Here is a 21,220-nt window from a genome sequence, read left to right as displayed (position 1 = left end):
GGCTTATTTACCAAAGAGTTGGAAGATGCCCTGGCCGACCGGCGGATCGACCTGGCGGTCCACAGCCTCAAGGATCTGCCCACGCAGTTCCCGCGAGGCCTGGTGCTGGGGGCGGTGCCGACCCGGGAAGACCCGCGGGACGCCCTGATCGGTCCGGACATTTCACAACTACAGTCCAAAAAAGAACTTACAATCGGCACGTGCAGTCTGCGGCGAGCCGCCCAGCTTCGGCGGCTCTTTCCCCACGTCCGGATCGTCGATCTGCGGGGCAACCTGGACACGCGGCTGAAAAAGGTCAGCGACGCAGCGGTGGACGCGGCGGTGCTGGCGGTGGCTGGGCTCCGCCGGATCGGCCTGGCCGACCGGATCAGCCACACCTTTGCCCCCGATCAGATGTTGCCCGCTCCGGGCCAGGGCGCCCTGGCGGTGGAGATTCGGGCCGATGACCCAAACGCAGCGGAACTGGTCCACACGATCCACTGCCCGCGGAGCTTTGCCTGCGTCACGGCTGAGCGCGAGGTGCTGCGCAGGCTCGAAGCCGGCTGTCACGCCCCCCTCGGAGCGCTGGCCGAGGTGGGCGACGGGCAACTGCGGCTGCGGGCGAGGGTCTTGTCACTCGACGGCCGACGGTGCTGCGAAACCCAGGTCGAGGGTTCACTCGACCGACCAACCGAAATCGGCGGCGAGGCGGCCGCGCGACTCCTCGAGGCGGGAGCGGCTGAATTCCTCAACGGTAGTTGAAGCGGTTGTAGCGGCTGAGACCCAAGCGACTATAATTATCTGAAGCGCCTGCGGATCATCGCGGCTCGACAATCGGGACCCCAGTCGTGATCGGGATTTCCAAACTCTATTGCGGAACCGTGGAGGCGTCGGACCCGTTGCGGTACGGCCGACGGTCGAAGGAACTGCCCTCGCACCTGCTCCAGTTTTCCGAAGACAAGAAACCGGTGGTGGTGTGGAACGTGGGCCGGCGATGCAACCTGCGGTGCCTCCACTGCTATTCGCAGTCGCGCGATCAGAACTACAGCGGCGAGTTGACCACCGACCAGGGCCTCACGCTGATCGACGACCTGGCCGAGTTCGGCGCGCCGGTGGTGCTGTTCTCGGGGGGCGAACCGCTAATGCGGCCGGACATCTTCAAGCTGATCGCCCACGCCCGACAGTCGGGCCTGCGGGCGGTGCTCTCGACCAACGGCACGCTGATCAACGCCGAGGTCGCTGGTCGCCTGCGGGAGATGGGCCTCTCGTACGTCGGCGTCAGCCTCGACGGCCTGGAGGAGACGAACGATCATTTCCGCGGGGTGCGCGGGGCGTTCGGCCGGGCCCTGGCCGGGATTCGCCACTGCCAGGACGCGGGCATCAAGGTAGGCCTGCGGTTCACGCTCAACCGCTGCAACGTCCACGACGTTCCGGGCGTCTTCGACCTGATCGAGCAGGAGGACATTCCGAGAGTCTGCTTCTATCACCTGGTCTACTCCGGCCGAGGCAGCCGCCTGCGCGATGAGGACCTCTCGCACGCGGAAACGCGGGCGGCGGTGGACCTGATCATCGACCGGACCGCCACGCTGCACGACGCCGGGCGGCAGGTCGAGGTGCTGACGGTGGACAACCACTGCGACGGGCCGTACATCTACCTGCGGCTGCTGCGGGAAAATCCATATCGGGCCCAGGACGTGCTCAAACTGCTCGATATGAACGGCGGCAACAGCTCCGGCATGGGCCTGGCGTGCGTGAGCTGGGACGGCGATGTCCACCCGGACCAGTTCTGGCGGCAGTACAGCTTCGGCAACGTCCGCGACCGGCCGTTCAGCCGCATCTGGAAAAACGGGGCGGACCCGCTGCTGACGAGGCTCCGCAATCGCAAGAAGCACCTCAAGGGCCGGTGCCGCGCGTGCCGGTGGCTGGACGTGTGCAACGGCAACTTCCGGGCGCGGGCCGAAGCGGTGACCGGGGACATCTGGGAATGCGACCCAGCCTGCTACCTGACGGACGACGAGATCGCCGAGTGACCGATGGATCATCACGGAAACGACAGACAGCCGACGCCGCAGTGGCCGCTTCGGCTGGTGTTCTGGGAACTGACCGCGCGGTGCAACCTGCACTGCCGACACTGCCGAGCCGAAGCCGGACCGGACGCGTCGCCGGATGAACTGGCGACCGGGGAAATCATCTCAGCCGCCAGAAGCATTCGCGACTTCGCCGATCCGATCGTCGTGCTGACCGGCGGCGAACCGCTGGTGCGAAGCGACTTCTTCGAAATCGCCGAGGCGTGCCGCGGAACATTCTCGCGGGTCGCCCTGGCCACCAACGGCACGCTGATCGACGACACAATGGCCCAGCGGATCGTCAACGCGGGAATCGCCCGCACGAGCATCAGCCTCGACGGAGCGACCGCCGAAACGCACGATGCCTTCCGCGGACAGACCGGCAGCTTCACCGCCGCGCTGACCGGCTTCGAAGCCCTCAAGCAAGCGGGCATGTCGATGCAGGTCAATGTGACGGTCACCAAACACAACGTCCACGAGTTGGAGCGCCTGTTGACACTGGCGATGGAAAAGGGCGCCGAGGCCTTTCACGTCTTCATGCTCGTGCCGGTCGGCTGCGGAGCCGAGATCGCCGACGATCAGCGGCTCAGCCCGCAAGAGACCGAACGGGCTCTGACCTGGCTGTTCGAAAAATCGGTCGAGTTGGGCCAACATCTGCAGATCAAAGCCACCTGCGCGCCGCAGTACTTCCGGATCATGCAAACCGAATCGGCGAGGCGAGGCGTGACCGTCGCCAAGCCGCGACACGGCATGGCCGCGGTGACCCGAGGCTGCCTCGCCGGCTCAGCCGTCTGCTTCATCTCACGCACCGGCGACGTTCAGCCGTGCGGCTACCTCCCGCTGCAAGTCGGCAACGTCCGCCGACAACCGCTTCAAACCATCTGGCAGACCTCACCGGTATTCGCCGACCTCCGCGACCCGCAAAAACTAACCGGCAAATGCGGCGCCTGCCAATACCGAAAGCTCTGCGCCGGCTGCCGAGCCCGAGCCTACGCCACGACCGGCGACCACCTCGCCGAAGAACCCGATTGCCCACACCAACCATGACCCTCCAACATCACGCCTCCTCCTGAAAAACACAAGCCGACCAATCCCGCTGAAAACAACGAAAATTAAACTTTCAAGACCTGACCCCATGGGGTCAGGTCTTGAAAGTTTAATTTTCGTTCGCGAAGCTGCATGCAATGTGAGTCCCGCCCGACGCTTATTCGAGGCTGAAGCTGCATGGTCCGGCTGGGCGGCGGCTATGGAGGACACTGCCGATCGCTTGGTCTGCTGGTTTGCCTTCCCACACCATTTGGTGGACTTCGCTCAGGATCGGCGTCCGCAGGCCCGAATCGCGGAGGCAGTCGCACAGCCGGCGGACGACGTGTATGCCCTCGGCGACCATGCCTCGCAGCACCTTCTCGTTGACTTCGGCTGTTGACATGCCTTGAGCCAGCGACCGGCCGAGCGTGTGGTTGCGGCCGGTCATGCACGAGACGTCGAGGTCGCCGAGGCCGGCTGGCGAGTCGAGCGTTTCGTCGCAGACGGAGCCGAATTCCGGCATTTCCGATCTGAACCAGCAGAGGATTCGCTTCATTTCGGCGATCGACCGGCTCTTGAGCGAGGCTTTGGTCGAATGCGGCATTCCCATTCCGTCGCAGACGCCGGCTGCGATGGCGTAGATGTGCTTGAGGATGCCGCAGAGTTCGACTCCGCGCACGTCCCGCGTGGTGTACGCGCGGATCACGCCGTCGATCTCAACGAGTTCGGCAAGCTGCCGGGCCGCTGTTTCCGTCGCGGAGGCCACGACGGCGGCCACCGGCGCCCAGCGCCGCTGGGGCTCCGGGGTGAAATTGCCAGCGATTTCCGGGGCGATGTTCGGCCCGGACAGCACACCGATGCGGCTTTCGTCGACGCCGCCGTCGGCGCCGAACATCATCGACATGGTCTTCAGGTCGCTTGCGTCTGGGTCGAAGCCCTTGATGCCGTGCAGCACCAATGCTCGGTCGGCGATCGGCGCCAGCTTGAGTAAGAGAGCTTTGGTGTAGGCCGCCGGAGTGATCCAGATCAGAACGTTCGCGTCCGCAGCGACCTCGGCCAGGTCGCCGGATGCGTGCACGTTGCTCGGAATCGGCACGCCGGGCAGACGTTTGCGGTTCTCGCCCGTGCGGACGACCACGTCGAGCAGACGCTGTCCTTCGAACCGGCTCTCCGGAGAAATCCACCAGGCGATGCGCACGTCGCGCACCCGTTCGTATTTCCGGCCCAAAGCCGCCGCCATGGTGGTCGCCCACGTGCCGTAGCCGACGATTGCCAGTTTCATTGCCGCTCCTCGTGATTTACGTCAGATGATAGGCTTCCGCGATTATCCACGGGCGGCAAACGGAACACAATCCCACTGGCGAAAATTAAACTTTCAAGACCTGATCCCATGGGGTCAGGTCTTGAAAGTTTAATTTTGCCACCGGCGGCTCTTGCCGATCCTGGGTGGCCGTGACGACCGCCAGGCCATGGTTCACCGCATGGCAAGCCCACGGGTTCATTCGATCGCGACATGGCTGTGAACGATCCAGGGGCGGATGCCGCGTTTGTCGCGGGTGCTTCCAGCCAGCAGCAGCGTTCCGTCAGGAGCGAATGCGATGGCGGGATCGATCAATGACCCAGCGGAGTACCGGGCGACCTGCGGCCACGTACGTCCCTGGTCGTAGCTCGTGACCAACAGGATTTCGCCCGTGAAGCCATCCTTGTTCCGCATATCCTGAGCGATCACCAGCCGGTCATTTGGTCCCGACGCGAGCACCAGACTCAGGCTGCCCTGGCTCGTCGACAGTCCGGCAACCGTCACCGGTTCACTCCAGCGTGAACCGCCGTCGTCGCTCCGGCAGATGCGTACGTCAAGCGTATTCCCGTCTCCCTGGTAGCCGTGCTCTCTCCAGGCGACATAGAGGCTGTCCCCGACGGCAAGCCCGGCGGCATCGCTGATGCCGGTCCCGCGGCTGGGATACGGGCTGTTCAGCCAAGTCCAGGATCGACCGTCGGTGCTTCTGATCAGCTCAACGCTGTCGCCCAACCCATGATCGGCATGCCAGATCGGGTAGGCGACAAACAGCGTCTCTGCGGAACTAAAGACGCCGGAGCGGCCGATGTCGCCGAGTTGGATGGCGGGACAGGACGTCCAGTCGGCCAGATCGCTCGAGCGGAAAACCTTCACGCCGCGATGATGGTGGTGCGTGTGGAGGATCAACGTGTCCTTCAGCACGCACAGCTGCGGCGCGTGCGGCCACTGCGGGTCGATGGCAAGGCGCCGCGGCTCCGACCAGTTCTTGGCGTCCGTGCTTTCCGACAACAGAAACCAGAACGGACCGTTATAAGGCTTTCCCGGCTGACCATCCTGCCACACCAACACCCATCGGCCCTGCAACCAGGCCAAAGCGGGCGAAGCGCTTTGAATGTTGCCGAGTGCGTCCAGGACAACGTGAAAGTCTTCGGGAAGGGCATAGGCTTTCAGAGCATCGTGCACCATATTCATCATCCTTTCCTTCAGCCGCCTCCTCGAATCGTGCAGGCGGCTTTTGACCGTCGTGACCGGCACTTCGAGGAAGTCGGCGATGTCCTTGTGGCTGTAACCGTTGATGTAGAAAAGCGTGGTCACCTCGCGCTCCGGCGGCGGGAGCTGCCCGACCGCCCGGAGGACCTCGTCATGCAACTCGTTCACGGCTGCGGCCTCCTGGGGTCCGGCGGCCGACGAGCGAAGTCCCTCAGCGGCGTTCAGATCAGTCGTCGGCAGCGACTTGCGCCGCGTCATCCGGCTGCACGCCGTCCGGACGATCCGCCTCAGCCAGCCCGCGAACGCCTCCGGATCACGCAGACTATCCAGTTGCCCAAAGGCCATGACAAACGCCTCCTGCGCCGCGTCCTCAGCCAGGTGAAAGTCGCTCAGGATCGAGTAGGCGTACCCATAGGCCATGTCCTGAAACCGCCTCACCAACTCAGCGAACGCCGCCGTCCGCACTTCGACGCCGCCATCCGCCTTCGTCGCCAGCACAATCAACCGCCGAATCTCATCCACCTTATGACCCTCGTTCAGACCACGCGAGAAAAGGCCCTTCTCCACGATAAAGAGCCGATTGACGCCGTCAAGGTTGCTGAAAACCCCGCAGCTCTCCAAGGTGCGGACCCTCATATCCACCGCGATCCACGCCGCAGGTCCACCCTCGAAAATTAAACTTTCAAGACCTGACCCCATGGGGTCAGGTCTTGAAAGTTTAATTTTACCCACCGGGCGCGGGCGGGTGTGGCGTCGGGAGGCTGCCCGACCAAGGAGCCGGATCGTCCGTGTCGGCTGCGGACCCCTCCGACGGGGTTGTCGTTACCGTGGCGTTAAGTCGCATTTTGGGCGGTGTTTGGGTGATTTTGGGGGTGAATTTTCCAACAGGGTTTGCTATAATAATTGGTTTACATCAATCTGAGCTATTGCAGTGGGACTGTGTCCCGAGGTGTTATGAGACCGTCAGTAAACATCCGCAACCTGGCCATTATCGCTCATATCGATCACGGCAAGACGACGCTGATCGACTCGATCTTCCGCGCCGCGCACGTGTTCCGCGAAAATGCCCGGGTCGAAGAGCGGGTGATGGACAGCAACGAGCTCGAACGCGAGCGCGGCATCACCATCCGGGCCAAGCACTGCACGGTGGAGTACAGCGGCCACCTGATCAACATCATCGACACGCCCGGCCACGCCGATTTCTCCGGCGAGGTCGAGCGCGTGCTCTCAATGGTCGACTCGGTCCTGCTGCTGGTGGACGCCAACGAAGGGCCCATGCCGCAAACGCGCTACGTGCTGATGCGGTCGCTGAAGCGCGGCCTGCGGCCGATCGTGATCGTCAACAAGGTCGACCGTCCCAACGCCGACCCGTCGCGGGCCCTGGACAAGACGTTCGACCTGTTCGTGGAACTCGGAGCCAACGACGACCAGCTCGATTTCCCGGTGCTCTACGGCTCCGGCCTGGAAGGCTGGCTCGTGCGCGACCTGGAGGGCCACCGTCCAAAGAACATGGACGCCCTGTTCGAAACGATCGTCGAGCGGGTGCCGCCGCCGGAAGTCAACGTCGACGCCCCGTTTCGGATGCAGGTCTGCTCGCTGGCGTGGAGCGACTACATCGGCCAGATCGGCTGCGGACGCGTGCTCCAGGGCCGACTGCGGAACGGCGAGACGCTCGCCCGAACCACCACGCGCTGGCACAACAACGACAAGCGGACCGGACGCTGGGAGGTCACCGGCGTCGAGCAGGCCGCGACCACCCACCTGTGGGTCACCCGCGGCCTCGAGCGCCAAGCGGCTGAGGAAATCGCTGCCGGCGACATCGTATGGCTGGCCGGACCCGAGCGATTGGGCATCGGCGACACGCTCTCGTCGCCCGACCTGGCCGACCCGGCCCTGCCGCCGCTGGAGATCGAGCAGCCGACCGTCTCGATGTTCTTCCTGGTCAACAGCGGACCGCTCGCCGGCAAGGAAGGCCGCGCCGTCACCCTCCGCCAGATCCGCGACCGCCTCGAACGCGAGCAGCGGGTCAACGTCGCCCTGCGCGTCGAGGACGTCGGCCGCGCCGACGGCCTCAAGGTCTCCGGACGCGGCGAACTGCACCTGGCCATCCTCATCGAAGAAATGCGGCGCGAGGGCATGGAACTGTGCGTCTCGCGGCCCGAAGTCATCACCCAGCGGGACGAGCAGGGCAACCTCCTCGAACCGATGGAACAGTTGATCATCGACGTGCCCGAAGACTACCAGGGCGTGGTCATCGAAAAACTCGCGCGGCGAAAGGGCGAACTGATCGACGTCCAGAACGCCGGCACCGGCCTGATCCGCATGGAGTACCGGATTCCCACGCGCGGCCTGATCGGCTACCGCAGCGAGTTCCTCACCGACACCCGCGGCCTGGGGATCGCCTCATCGCGGTTCACCGGCTACGGCCCGTGGTGCGGCGACGTCGTCGCGCGGACCCGCGGATCGCTGGTCAGCACCGAGAGCGGCCCAGCCACCGGCTACACGCTGGAAAACCTCCAGCAGCGCGGCACGCTGTTCATCTCGCCGCTCGAGGAGGTCTACGCGGGCATGATCGTCGGCGAAAACGCCCGCAACGACGACATGCCGTGCAACCCGACGAAGCGCAAGCAGTTGGGCAACTACCGCTCATCCACCAAGGAGATCGACGTGGTGCTCAAGGTGCCGCGGCGGCTGACGCTCGATACGGGCCTCGAGTGGATCGCCGCCGACGAGCTGCTCGAAGTCACGCCCAAGAGCATCCGGGCGAGAAAGGCCCTCCTAAGCGCGGAGGATCGCAAGCGGCAGCACCGCTTGTTCATGTCGCAGGCCGGCTGAGGCCATGATCGAATTCCTGACCGACCGCCAGATCTACGAAAAGGTCGTGCTCGACCGCGTCCCGCGGGCGAAAAAGTTCCTCTGGATCGCCACCGCTGACATCAAGGACCTCCACGTCCGCAAGGGCCGCACCATGGTCCCGTTCCTCGAGGTGCTTTCCGACCTGGCGGGCAAAAAGGTCGAACTGCGGCTGCTGCACGCCAAGGAGCCCGGTCCGCGATTCCGCCAGGATTTCGACCGCTATCCGGCCCTGCTCGCCGGCCTCGAGCGAATCCTCTGCCCGCGCGTGCACTTCAAAGCCGTCGTGATTGACGGAACCACCGCCTGCATCGCCAGCGCCAACCTCACCGGGGCCGGCATGGGCGCCAAGGGCGACACGACCCGCAACTTCGAATCGGCGATCCTCACCGACGAACCGAAACTCGTCTCGGCCATCATGGAGCAGTTCGACGCCGTCTGGCGAGGCCAGCACTGCAAAGCCTGCCGCCGAAAACGCTACTGCGGCGACTACAGGGACATGCTCGGCCGCTGAGACGGATCCGCCGGCCGGCATGGCCATTGGACAAACCTCACGCCTTGACGCGAAGCTTCTTCTTCAGCGGCCCGACCATGATCTCAAAGTCGCCGGGCTCCACGACCCACTCGAAATGCTCGTTGAGCAGTTGCAGGTCTTCCGGTCCCAGGTCAAACTCCACCGTCTGCGTTTCGCCGGGCCTAAGCGTGATCTTGGTAAAACCGCGCAGCACCTTGACCGGCGTGGTCACCGAACTGACCAGGTCGTTGACGTAAAGCTGCACGACCTCGCGCCCTTCGCGCTTGCCGGCGTTGCGAACATCAACACTCACCGTCGCCCGTCCGCCCGGCGCGATCGTCAGCGGCCGAACCTTCAGGTTCGAATACCTAAACGTCGTGTAGCTCAGGCCAAACCCGAACTCCCACAGCGGCGAGGGCGGGCTGAACACGTAGTCGCGACCGGGCGTCTCCGGTGAACCCGGCCGATGGTAATAGCCGCGGGCCGACGGCTTGTGGTTGTAAAACACCGGCACGTGCCCCACCGAGCGCGGCACCGAAATCGGCAGCTTGCCGGACGGGCTGACCTTGCCGAACAGCACGTCCGCCAACGCGTGGCCGCCCTGCTCGCCGGGATACCACGCGTCGAGGATGGCCGGCACGTGCTCGGCGATCCACTCCACGCTGTACGGCCGGCCGTGGACCATCACCACCACGGTCGGCGTGCCCGTGGCCACCACCGCTTCGACCAGCTCCTGCTGGACACCGGGCGCGCCGAGTTCAGTGCGGTCGAACCCTTCGCCGCACGTGGCGACAGGCTGCTTTTCCTCCGAGCCCCAGCCGACGCCGCTGGTGATCATGCTCGCCCCGCCGATGACCACGACCGCCACGTCGGCTTCCGAGGCGATTTTGACCGCTTCGGCGAAACCTTCCGTCGACGGCTCCCATATGCCGCAGCCGCGGGCGTAAAGCACCTTGGTCTTCCTGCCGACCGCCTCACGAATGCCGGCCAGCGGCGTAACCAAGCCGTCCTTGGCGATGCAGTAGTCGCCGAGCTGCGCCACGTCCGCGTTCGGCCCGATCACCGCGATCGTCCCGACATTGCGGTCCAGCGGCAAAAGGTCCTTCTCGTTCTTGAGCAACACGATCGACTCCTGCGCGGCCCGCCGGGCCAGCCCGCGATGCTCATCGCAGTTGACGATCTTGACCGACGACTTCTCCGCAAACGGATTCTCGAACAGCCCAGCCAGGAACTTGACCCGCAGCACGTTGCCCGCCGCACGGTCGATCAACTCCATCGGCACCACACCCTTCTCCACCATCTCCCGCAGCCGGTCGCCGAAACCGTATGCGCTGGGCGCCTCCAAATCCATCCCCGCTTCAAGCGACTGCCGACCCGCCTCCGCCATGTCGCACGCGGTGCGGTGGAAATGGTGCAGCATGCCGATCGCCCCGTAATCGGAGTACACGTAGCCGACAAAACCCCACTGCTTACGGAGAATCTCGGTCAACAGCGTCTTCGACGACGAACACGGAACGCCGTCGAACTCGCTGTAGGCCGGCATCACCGACAGCGCCCCAGCCTCAACCACCGCCGCACGGAACGGCTGAAGGTACAGCGAATGCAGCTCGCGCGGGCCCACCGCCACCGGCGCCAGATTCACGCCGCCCTCCGGCGAGCCGTGGGCGGCGAAGTGCTTCAGCGTGACCACCAGATGCTCGCGATCAACCGTCGGCCGCTCGCCCTGAATGCCGCGAATGTACGCGACGCCAAGCCGCTCGACCAGATACGGATCCTCGCCGTACGTCTCCTCGACCCGTCCCCACCGCGGATCGCGGGCCAGGTCCAGGTCCGGCGAAAGGGCCTGGGCCACGCCGACCGCGCGGGCCTCCTTCGCGATGGCCTCAGCGATCCGCCGGTGCAGCGCGACGTCCCACATGCTGCCCAGCCCGATCGCCTGCGGAAAAATCGTCGCCCCTTGCGACATGTGCCCGTGCAGGCACTCGGAAATAATCATCGCCGGAATGCCCAACCGGGTGGAACCCGTCAGGTACTTCTGGATGCCGTTGACGATCTCGACATTTCTCGCCGGCGACTGCCGCGGGTCCTGAAGCGTGCCCACGCCCAGCTTGCCGAACGCCTTCTTCGCCGCACCTTCGTCGAAACGCCCCTCCTTGACGAAACTCGCACTGTCGATCTGGACCATCTGGCGGAGCTTTTCCTCCAGCGTCATTCGCGAGAGAAGGTCCCGCACCCGCAGCTCCACCGGCTGGGCCGCGTCCTTGTACAATGCCTCCGCCTGTCTCTTCGCCATCGTTCTGCCTCCACAATACGCATTGACGTAAATGGCGTCCATTGTAGCGGCGAAACCGGCGATGTCGAATTGCGAATTTCACATTTGCAGAAGCGCGCCCACTTGGCCGACGCGGCACGCACCCTCCTCTGTCATTCCCGCGCAGGCGAAAACCCCGTCCCCTGACCACGCTATGGGACGTCTGGCGGCTCGATCCTCAACAAAACCGGAACCATCGGCTGAAGCTCGATGCGACCGAGGGAAACGGGCTGTCGCGCGATCAAGTCAACCCCCTCACCGACCACGTTCAACCGCACCGTCTGCGACCCCTTGAGCATGTTAATCATCGGGATCAGAAGCCCCTTTCCCTCCGCGACGCACCGGTACTCAACACCCCAAACGGCCTTGCCCGTCTGAACGTCAACCAACTCCGCCGGCAAAAGACCCTTCTGGACCAACTGGGCCCGCAGCGGCTCGGCGACGCTCCGGTCGTCCTCGCCCACCGCGATCCGCTCCATCGCCTGCAGCCCCGCTGGCAACTCGCGCCGGCGGTTGTACTCGTCAAACCGCAAACAATCGTCTCCAGCCGCGATGATCGTCCCGCCCTTCTCGACAAACCGGGCCAACGCCTCGACCGTCGAATCCCACACGTGCGTGGTGCGCGGCAACACAATCAACGGCACATCCTTGACCGTCCCAGCCGCCAGTTGCCGCTCGCTGACAAACGTGATTGGCAGACCGGAAAACGTCAAACCGGCATAGACCTTGCCGATCGTCTCCTCGATGTCCTTCTGCCAGATGATCGACGACATCGAATAGAGCAGCCCGACCCGGGCCGGCGCGCGGTTGATCGCGGCGACCGGCTCCGCCAAGCGGTTCAGATCGAGCATCGCACGTCCCGCGGCGAAAAGGCTGGCCGGACGCAGGCTCATGTGGCCCACCAGGCCGGGCGAGACCGGCTCCTCCCACGTCCAGATCGCGTGCGATCCCTGATGGTGAAGCCCCCCCTGCCAGAGCGCCGCGTACGTGTGCCGCGGCGGAAACCGGTCGCCGGTGGTGCTGCCGTCGGGAATCAGGTGGTTCTCCGTGTTGATCACCGGCTGATTGCGGAACGAGTGGAGCAGGTCGTACCACAGCTCCATCTGCCGCCAGTTCCAGGCGTACGGACCCGCCCCGTAAAGCGCCCAGCAGTCGTTGCCCGCCAGATCGGTGACCTCGCAGATCAACTCCGGATCCGTGCCGGCGCCAAAAACGCCGTAACGAAAAACGGCGTCGAGAATCTTGCTGTGCGTGTAGACGCCGGGCACGGCCTGCTTGACCTGCTCGTGCATGAAGCGGTGCCACTGGGCGAAGTTCTCGTTGTTGAACATGGCCCAGTCGTGGAACGCCCGGCAGGTCGCCGGATCCTTGTAGGCCTCGCCCGACGGCGGTGGCACCTCGTCGAACGAGGCGTAGGACGTCTCGTACACCTGGTTAAGAGCTTCGACGGTCTGGTGCTTGTTTTTCAGGTATTCAGTCCACAACGGGCGAGAGATTTCATCGCGCCCGCTGTGACCGTAGCTCGGCTCGTTCATCAGACAGACGCTCATCAGCGACGATTCGTCCTTGAGGTGTCGCCCGAGAATGACGTCGATCCACCGGGCGATCGCCTGGCGAGCCACCGGATGGTTCACGTTGAACTTGTTCCAGCCGCCGCCGTCGAGGATCACGTCCGGCGCCTCGCTCGTTGCCCACTCGGGGAAGTAGTGCGGCGAAAGCAGAAAATCAACCTTCATACCGCACGACGACGCCCGCTTCGCCGCATCAACGCGGCTCTGGGCGATATGGTCGAGATTGCCCTCGCCCCATAAGCTGGACGGGCCGCACTCCTGCTGAATCACGCTGAACCCGAGCTTGCCGATGGTGCAGACCTCGACGCCCACGCTCCCGAAATGACCGAAGCCGCCAAAGAAAAACGGCCGCTCTTCCGGCTCTTCGTCGCCCAATCGCGTCGGCGCGCAAAAGACGCCGTCGCGAATGATGATCGGACCGGGAGCCAAACGCGGCGAGTCGACAGGCGGCCCATCGCTGCCCAGGGCGGCATCGACGAACGCTTGCGTCTCCCCCAGCACGTCGGCCAGCTCGCGCATCTGGAGCATCGACCAGTCGATGGTCTGGTTGCCGTTAGGACCGCCGTCCGCCACACGCTTGAGGAATCGTTCCGCCAGCGTCACGCCCAACTCCACGTAGCGGTTCGACTGCAGATCCGGCCGATCCGCCAGCCGCTCCCGAATCCGCGACAGCGCCTGCGCGTTGGCCTCCACCAACTCCTGCAGCCGGGCCGACAGGTCCTGCCGAATCACCAGCGTCTCAGCCGTCACCCGCTGCGCGTCGCCCACGCCCAACGTGGCGGCAAGACGATACTCGCCTTCGTCCACCAGCGGCTCAGCCGGCAACGCCAAGCCAAAGGACCGCACCTGCCCGGCGTTGGCGGCGGGAACGGACGCGACGCCCCAATCGGCCACGCGCTGCCCCGCCTCGTCCAACCCCGCTACGTTCACCCGCCCTTGCGGAACGCGGCCAAAGGCGTATTCCACGTACCGCCCGAGAATCGGCTCGTGACGGTCCACCACCGTGCTGCCGTCAAAGACCACGTGCCCGACCGACGGCGGCGCCGCGCGATCGACCAGCACCACGCGAGCAAACCGATTCGGCGTCTTGACGCCCCAGCCGATGCCCTCCGTCCACTCCACCCAGCGACGCCCTTCCGTCTCCTGACCGTCATTGACCAGCACGTTGACCGCCAGCACCTCCGGCGGATCGGACGGATCGACCCGCAGAACCGTCCACGGCAGGACGATGCTCATACGGTAGCCGCGATCGCTCCGCCGTCCCTCCACCGGAAGACCGCGCCACTGGTACTGATCCAGACCGCCCGCGTGCCACGCGTACTGCAGCACCTTCCCCTCGTCGCCCAGCGCGAAACCCAGCTCGTACCCGGTCGCTCCGTAACCCTCCTTCGCGTGCAGCGCGTCGGTGTCCAGACCCAGTTGAATGCTGTCGCTGTACCACATCTCGAGGCCTTCGATGATCGGGCTGCGAGTCGGGTCCAGAACGTCAAGGTCCAGGTGCACACCCTCCTGGTCCCATGTCATCCGCACGTCAAAGCCGAAGTCCTTGTCCTGATCGCTTCGCATGCGGACCACCGGCGGCTCAACCCCCGATTCGCGATGGACAGCCGGGTAAAATCGCAGCGCCGGTTCCAAGCCGGACCAGACCCGCGAATCGGTGAACACGCCCTCGTTCGATGCCGCCTCCACCATCATCAGATCGTCGATCCACAGGCTCTGAGTCTGACTCTCGGTCAGCACGATCAGCTCGAAACCCGTCTGCTCCGGCCCGGTGGTGTAATCGATCGTGACGAACCGCCAGTCGTAGTCGCCCGCCGGAAGACCCGTCCGACTCAGCCACTGCGGTCCGCCCCCCACCCAGCACCGCCCAACCCCGCTGCCCTTGCACCACAGGCCGATCCGGTAGGCGGTGTTCGGCTTGACCGGCACGTGCTGAAATATCCGGAAGTAAACCTGCGGCGAAAACGGCGAGCCGTTCGCGATCCGGTACGACGCCCGACCGCTGTGCGCCACCGTCGCGTCAATCGCCGCCTCGACTTTCGCCTCGCCCGAAAGATGCTGATGCCATCCCTCAAGCCCGTTCTCAAACCCGCCGTTGGCAACCAGGTTCTGCCCACGGGCCGCCGAAACCATCGACAGGCAAACCGCCAGAATCAATCCTCGAACCATCAGGGGAGCCCTTTCGGAAAATGAAACTTCAGTAGCCGTAGTGGCCAAACAGATCGTTCTTGTTCTGCTGGCAATCGCGATGACTCCACGCCTCGACGTGGCCGTCGACAAAACAGATATTCACCTGATCGCGGTGCCGCGGCGAGGCCTGACGCGTGCCCTCCCACCACGCGCCAAGGTAGTTCCAGTCCGTGCAGACCGAACAGTGGAGCCAGATGTAGCCCGTGCACCAGTCATCCAGACCCGTCCACCACATCCGCGTGTCGCCGATCAGCCATAACTGGGCCGGACGCGAAATCAGCGAGCGGTTCTTGTTCCGCGGGTCGCTGTTCATCAAATGCGTCGCGTTCACGCCGTAGCCAGCCGAGCGCAAAAACGGCTCGGACGTCGCCGTCGGACAACTCCACGCACCCGACTCCATGCCCGGAATGCCGCAGACGTAATCGTACCACTGCTGGACCGGCACGTACTTGTCGATCAAATTCGTATACCACTGCCCGTCCGTTGCCTGCGTGTAACTGATCGAGGCGATAAAGTCGCCGTGCTCCACCGAGTACAGCTCAAACCCCGTACCCAACTGGTGCAGGTTGCTCTGACACTCCACCGCCTGCGCCGACTCCCGCGCCGAAGCCAGCGCCGGCAATAAGATCGCCACCAGCACTGCAATAATAGCCACCACCACGAGAAGTTCTATCAGCGTAAACGACTTCGAATTTCGGACCTCAAATTTCGAATGTGTGAAATGACCTGCAAGCTCGCCCATGTTCATGTGCTCTTCCAAATCAGAAATCAAAAATCAGAAATTCCTACCCCGTCTCTCCTACTCGCAACTCGCCCGCGATGTGATGCGATACTCATCCTCTGACCTTACCAGTCCGGCGTACCGTCGCCGTCCTCGTCGCAGGCGAAGACGTTGCCGGCATTCGCCCGCAGCGACTCGTGCCGCCGCCCTTCGACGTGGCCGTCGATAAACGCCAGGTTGCCTAACCCGGCGTGTCGCCCGGGAATCTGCTTCGACGTGCCCCACGGATCGCCGCCGAGCAGGTCCCACGGGTAGTGCACCGGGCAGTCGATGCTCAAAACGGTCTTCCAGCCGCCGGTGGGAATCCAGTACATCAGGCTGTCGGCGACCACAAAAATCTCGCTCGGACGCGAGAAACCCGAAACCGGCGGAGTCGCCGGACGAAGCGGACTGCCATCCGGGGCCAGGGCGAAGCGGATCACGTGCCAGAAGTTGGCCCCGTATCCGGCGCCCTGACCCGTGGTGCCTGGCGCCCAGGTGCCGGGGTCAGGGGCCATGTGGGCCTGAGGCACCGAGGGACATTGCCAAACGCCGGCCGGGCCCGTAAACGTCCCCCAGTCCGCCCGCACCCACGTCTCAATCGGCGGCAGATAATAGACCCCGCCTCCCCAGGGACCGCCCAGAAGATTCGTGTACCAGGTGTACGCCATCGGGTGAGGCCAGCCGGGATTGTGGGCCAGGGCCATGTACGGCAAACGATCGGCGTGATCGTTGGCGTAGTGAAGAAAGGCGGCCCCGATCTGTCTCAGGTTGCTCCGGCACGCGACCCCCCTCGCCGCATCCCGCGCCGTGCCCAAAGCCGGCAAAAGAATCGCCACCAGCACCGCAATGATCGCCACCACCACCAGCAGCTCGATCAACGTAAACGATTTCGAATTTCGAATTTCGGATTTCGAATTGGCTGATAGATCGATACGTTCGCTCATGGCCGCGATCTTCCTCAATCAGCAATCAACAATCGGCAATCAACAATTCCTACCCCGTTTCCCCCACCCGCAGCTCGCCCGCGATATGGTGTACCTCGGGCGGACCGTCGTGGCCGCCGATCCGTTTGATCAGCAGTTCCGCCGCCACACGGCCCTGGTCTTCTCGGCGGGTATCGACGGCGGTGATCCTCATCGGGCAGACGCCGTCCACCGCGCACTGAACGGCGGAAATCACCGCCACGTCCTCCGGAACCCGCAGGCCCGCCGCCACGATCGCCCGGATCGCCCCGACCGCCTGATAGTCCGAGCGGCAGATCAACGTGCCGAATCGCACGCCGCTCGCCAGGGCCTCTTCCATCCGCCGCTGCGCGTCGATGTACGGATCGACCGGCGGACGCCAGCCGTGAGGGCTCTGATAGTAAAACACCCGCTCATCCGTCAACTCGATACCCGCCCGGGCAAAGCCCGTTCGCAAAACCCACAGCAGCTCCTGGCCTCCGGCGTCGATCGGCAAAGCTTCGAGCACCGCTGGAGTATCGCAGCCGCGCTCCAGAAGATGCTGAAGCACGCGCCGTCCGCCGTCCTGACCGGTCTGAATGACGCGATCGCATGCGATTCCCGGCATCGGTTCGCCGATGATCACAGCGGGAATCCGGGCCTCCGCCAAAGGCGTTAAGTCCAGGTCGCAGATGCCGCGCGGCAAAGCGATTAACACCACCCCCGCCGGCTGAAGGTCCGCCACCTGCTCCACCGCCTGCCGGAACCGCTCCAGGTCGCCGTGACTCGAAAACGTCGAGACCGCCAGATCGGTCCCGCCCGCCAAAACTTCAGTCATGCCGCGAACGTACAGGTCCGTATCGCCGCTGAGGGCCGCCGTCAAAAACGCAATCTGCGAAACCTTCGACTTGGTGCCGGACGCCCCAGCCACAAAGTACCCCCGCTGAGGATGCCGCGTCACCCAACCCCGCTCCTCCAGCAACGCCAGGCCGTTGGTCACGGTCGCCGTGCCAAGCCGCTCCGAAGCCATCAACTCCCGAACGGTCGGCAACGCCTGACCCGGCCGGTACTGACCGCTCCGAATCTGCTGCTCGATCCGCCCCGCCAGAAGCACATATTTGGGCGGCAGTTTGGAAGTCACGGTCATCGTCGAATCACCTCATTTTTCAGATCAATGTACAAGCCGATTGTACAATGTTCTACCAGCAACGTCAATAGCCTTGCCAGTGGACCGCATCTGCTGAATGACAATTGACAATACTAAATATTAAACTTCAAAATGAGGAGCCAGATCAGGCGTCATTCGGTGCATTTCGATAGAACCATTTCACTGGCAGATTGATCAAACGAAGGTCGATATAACCCGGTTGAACGTCAAAACGCATCAGCGATGTGAAATTGGGGGAGTGCATGGTGGTCAAAATGACCCGATCGCGGTAAAAGGTGATGCTGGTGTAGCAGTAGCCGTGATAGCGGCTCTGTTCGAGCAGCTTCAGGTGTTTCCAAGTTGTTCCACCATCGGAGGATACGGCGGAAACCAGCGGCGTGCGGGCCTCCAGGCCGTAAGTGAAAACCGCGAGAATATCGTCGGTTCCAGGAATGCGTTTGATCGCAGCCGGCGAACAGGCCCCGCGCAGCGGCGAAAGCCGCGGCTTGGTCCACGACTCGCCGCCATCGGACGACCAGGAAAAAAACTGCCCGCCCGCCACGCTGCGCATGGTCATCAGGAGTCGTCCATCAGCCAGTTCGGCGATGCAGGGTTCGTTGACGTTCTGACCTTTTTTCTGTTCGGGGGTCAGTTCGGGATCGGGTACGCGCTGGCCGGCGCCCCAGGTTCGTCCATCGTCGTCGCTGTAAAGGCCGTAGGGCCAACGGATTCCATCGACGACTTCGCGGGTGGCGAGGATGATCCGGCCGGAGGCGAGGCGGCGGAGGCAGGCGTTGTTGGCGCTGTGGGTGTTGCCGGTTTCCGGGGTGATCGGGATGGGTTCGCCCCACGTTTCGCCTTCGTCGGCTGAGCGACGCAGGACCATGCCCTTGGTTTTCATGGTTGGAAGCTGATCGAAGTAGGCCAGCAGCAGATCGCCGTTGCCGGCGCGGACGAGGCTGACGGACATGACGTTGGTCCCGTGCTCGTCGCGGACGGCGGTGCGCATCGGCGACCAGGTTCGTCCGCCATCGGATGATGTTTTGGCTGAGAGGCAGGCGGGTGACCCATCCCAGCCTTGGCCGTTGTAGTAGTCGGTCCAGACCAGCAGCAGCCGTCCGTCCTTCAGTTCGATCATGTCGCCTTCGCTATGGCGCGGGTGTTGGGGTGAGGCTTCGCCAATGAGGTACCAGTAGGCGTCGTCGGATGGCTGGATGTCTTCGGGGCCATCGGGCAGATCCTGCGAACTATAGGGATAAGGAATGTCGTTGACGTAGACGCTGCGGAATTCGGTGCGGACTTCGCCGCCGCCGTCGTGGGTCTGGGCGGAGCCGAAGCGCAGTTCGAAGTCGTCGGGATAGGCATCGTGTTCGAACGTGCCGCGGTCGGTTTGGTTGACCTGGACGGTGAGTCGGTCGGGTTGGAGGGTCAGTTGGACGTCGATCCATTCGTTGTCGGCGCTATCGGGCAGTTGGTGGTCTTGCCATTGGCCGTTTCGTTTGGTGGCGACGGTCCAGACGACTTTGTCATGGCGGTCGCGTTCGGACCAGATCTGCCACGGGCCGTTGTCGGCTGTGACGTAGGAGAATCGCCCACCGGCAACCGCCTGAGTTGGCGGGCGGACCTTCCAGGCAACGTAGATCGGCGGCTGGGTCATCGTATAGCGGATGGGCTTGGCCCAGAAGACGGGGGTCATGAAGACGTGTTGTGCCTCGGCTTGTCCGACGGCCTTGGCGACGAAGCGTTTGCCCGGGAGTTCGCAGCGGTCCTGGGGGACGAACCGGCCGTACTCCCAGTAGTCGGGTATGGTGAAGAGGCAGGTGTAGCCGGGGAACAGTCCGGCGCCGGCGGTGGCGTCGTCGAGTACGGGCACTCGCCACGCTTGGGAAGGCGACATGGCAACTCCTTGCTATCCAATGGTGTCCGTTACCGGGGGTTATTAATGCGGGGCGGCGAGCGGAACGCAAAGGTTTTTTGGCACTTCTGCCGAACGTGCACCGCGGCTGGATGAATGGGCGCTAAACGTGAGTTAAGCCTGATTGGCACACTTCCTGCTCGTGGTACAATTGATGGCGGCAGTCGGCTTCTTAGCCCGAGTTCAAGGCCACGATCTGCGGAGGTAGGCATGGCCAAGGATCGCACGAAGATTCCGCCGAAGGTCGCACGGGAGGTTCTCGACGAGTACCGTCACCGCTGCGCCATTTGCGGCGGCGATAAGCCGCAGTTCCATCATGTCGATGAGGATCCCTCGAACCACGACCCGATGAACCTGTTGCCCCTCTGCCCGAACTGCCATCTGGCAGACCAACATGATCCAACCTCGAAAACCGATGTGGACCGGCTCCGGATGTTCCGGCAGCACAAGGATCCCGCCATCCTCGATCACCGCTTCGTGCCGCTCTGGCGTCGCTGCCAGTTCATTCTGCATCCAGCACGTTTCTCGCTTGCTCTCCTACAGGACCACAGAAGAGATTTGCTTGACTTCGTGGCCGATCTTCATATGGGGACATTCTACTGCGGAGCGCTTCTGAAATTGTTCGATAGGGCGCGAAGTGGACCCATTCCCGACGCCCCAGATATGCTGCATGCTGATTTCGAGGAGTCGTTCCGCAAATGGGAAGACGATGTGGCCCGCACGTGTCTCCAGCAGGAGAGGAAGCATGTGGAGGAGGTCCGCGACCAGGCACTCTCCCTCATTGTCGAACTGCTCCGCTACCAGAACTGGCTCCCAGAGAACGATTCTCACCGGCGAACCTAATGCTCTGCTGCGTCCCCGCTGGCCGCAAAATCACCGCCGCAGTCCTACGCATACAAACAGCACCGTCTTCAGGATAGCCCATCTTTTCACGCCGGACCTGCTTTTCGGACCGCCGTCGGCGAATTCCTTTGGGACGGCACGGAGCGGGCGGAACACGCGGAGAAGAGAGGATGACAAGGAGTCCAGGAAGTCCGCCGGGGGGCGGACTGAAAGACGAAGGCCAAAGGCGTGGAAACCGCCAGGACGCCAAGAAAACTCGGACAGGACTCCAGAATATAGCCTTCGTTCGATGGAATGTTTTCTCTTCTTCCCTTGGCGCTTTTGGCGTCTTGGAGGTTTGGTGAATTCCGAATGTCGGATTTCGCATTTGCTCATTCCCCAACCCCGAACCGCCGCTTTTAGGCGCTTCTCCCCTCGTAGTCCACAGGCGGAGAGTTTTGGGTCGGCGTTGGGGTTTGGGCGGGTGTGGGCAAGGGGCGGTTTTCTGGTGCGTCGGGACGACGCACCCTACTTGCTCCGATCCGACTGTCCGGTTTGCCAGCGGACCGCGTCGACCTCTGCGGGAGGCGTGTCGGGACGATCAGCGGTTAGGGGC

At 63.7% G+C, this 21,220-nt stretch carries 14 protein-coding genes; 6 read left to right on the top strand and 8 right to left on the bottom strand.

The window, feature by feature from the left end:
* The 3 genes from hemC to GXY33_07285 form a co-directional block, all read left to right on the top strand.
* Positions 1–741: hydroxymethylbilane synthase (gene hemC / locus GXY33_07295; protein NLX04932.1), on the top strand; the 741-nt coding region annotated here is incomplete at its 5' end.
* Positions 742–827: 86 nt separating this feature from the next.
* Positions 828–2,009 (top strand): 12,18-didecarboxysiroheme deacetylase, encoded by a 1,182-nt coding sequence (gene ahbC, locus GXY33_07290; protein NLX04931.1) that lies wholly within the window; start codon positions 828–830, stop codon positions 2,007–2,009.
* Positions 2,010–2,012: 3 nt separating this feature from the next.
* A complete protein-coding gene (locus GXY33_07285; protein NLX04930.1) occupies positions 2,013–3,092 on the top strand; it encodes a radical SAM protein in 1,080 nt (359 codons plus the stop codon).
* A gap of 157 nt (positions 3,093–3,249) precedes the next feature.
* On the opposite strand, the gene GXY33_07280 is transcribed toward GXY33_07285, so the two are convergent.
* Together GXY33_07280 and GXY33_07275 are read right to left on the bottom strand one after the other, a co-directional pair.
* The gene (locus GXY33_07280) at positions 3,250–4,353 is read right to left on the bottom strand and encodes a hypothetical protein (protein NLX04929.1); all 1,104 of its coding nucleotides are present in this window, start codon (positions 4,351–4,353) and stop codon (positions 3,250–3,252) included.
* A gap of 216 nt (positions 4,354–4,569) precedes the next feature.
* Entirely contained in the window at positions 4,570–6,213 is a 1,644-nt protein-coding gene (locus tag GXY33_07275; GenBank protein ID NLX04928.1) for a sigma-70 family RNA polymerase sigma factor, read from the bottom strand.
* A 318-nt stretch (positions 6,214–6,531) separates the two neighbouring features.
* Between GXY33_07275 and typA the strand changes: the two genes are divergently transcribed.
* Together typA and GXY33_07265 are read left to right on the top strand one after the other, a co-directional pair.
* Entirely contained in the window at positions 6,532–8,412 is a 1,881-nt protein-coding gene (gene typA / locus GXY33_07270; protein ID NLX04927.1) for a translational GTPase TypA, read from the top strand.
* A 4-nt stretch (positions 8,413–8,416) separates the two neighbouring features.
* Entirely contained in the window at positions 8,417–8,944 is a 528-nt protein-coding gene (locus GXY33_07265) for a phospholipase (GenBank protein NLX04926.1), read from the top strand.
* A 37-nt stretch (positions 8,945–8,981) separates the two neighbouring features.
* Here the strand turns inward: GXY33_07265 and GXY33_07260 are convergent, their stop codons facing one another.
* The 6 genes from GXY33_07260 to GXY33_07235 form a co-directional block, all read right to left on the bottom strand.
* Positions 8,982–11,237, bottom strand: coding sequence for a glycosyl hydrolase (locus GXY33_07260; protein ID NLX04925.1), 2,256 nt, complete (start codon positions 11,235–11,237; stop codon positions 8,982–8,984).
* A 170-nt stretch (positions 11,238–11,407) separates the two neighbouring features.
* A complete protein-coding gene (locus GXY33_07255) occupies positions 11,408–14,995 on the bottom strand; it encodes a hypothetical protein (GenBank protein NLX04924.1) in 3,588 nt (1,195 codons plus the stop codon).
* Between the two features lie 28 nt (positions 14,996–15,023).
* Positions 15,024–15,764, bottom strand: coding sequence for a prepilin-type N-terminal cleavage/methylation domain-containing protein (locus GXY33_07250; protein ID NLX04923.1), 741 nt, complete (start codon positions 15,762–15,764; stop codon positions 15,024–15,026).
* A 98-nt stretch (positions 15,765–15,862) separates the two neighbouring features.
* Positions 15,863–16,723: a DUF1559 domain-containing protein gene (locus GXY33_07245; protein ID NLX04922.1), complete on the bottom strand. Its 861-nt coding sequence runs from the start codon at positions 16,721–16,723 to the stop codon at positions 15,863–15,865.
* A 49-nt stretch (positions 16,724–16,772) separates the two neighbouring features.
* Positions 16,773–17,867, bottom strand: a complete 1,095-nt coding sequence (locus GXY33_07240) for a substrate-binding domain-containing protein (protein NLX04921.1) — start codon at positions 17,865–17,867, stop codon at positions 16,773–16,775.
* Positions 17,868–18,012: 145 nt separating this feature from the next.
* Positions 18,013–19,764 (bottom strand): exo-alpha-sialidase, encoded by a 1,752-nt coding sequence (locus GXY33_07235; protein ID NLX04920.1) that lies wholly within the window; start codon positions 19,762–19,764, stop codon positions 18,013–18,015.
* A gap of 228 nt (positions 19,765–19,992) precedes the next feature.
* On the opposite strand from GXY33_07235, the gene GXY33_07230 reads away from it, so the two are divergent.
* Positions 19,993–20,625, top strand: coding sequence for an HNH endonuclease (locus GXY33_07230; GenBank protein NLX04919.1), 633 nt, complete (start codon positions 19,993–19,995; stop codon positions 20,623–20,625).
* Positions 20,626–21,220 lie beyond the last annotated feature (595 nt).

It is taken from the genome of Phycisphaerae bacterium (genome assembly GCA_012729815.1).
Lineage (GTDB): Bacteria > Planctomycetota > Phycisphaerae > JAAYCJ01 > JAAYCJ01 > JAAYCJ01.
Note: the sequence above shows the minus strand (reverse complement) of the source record. Positions and strands in the feature narration are given on the sequence as shown.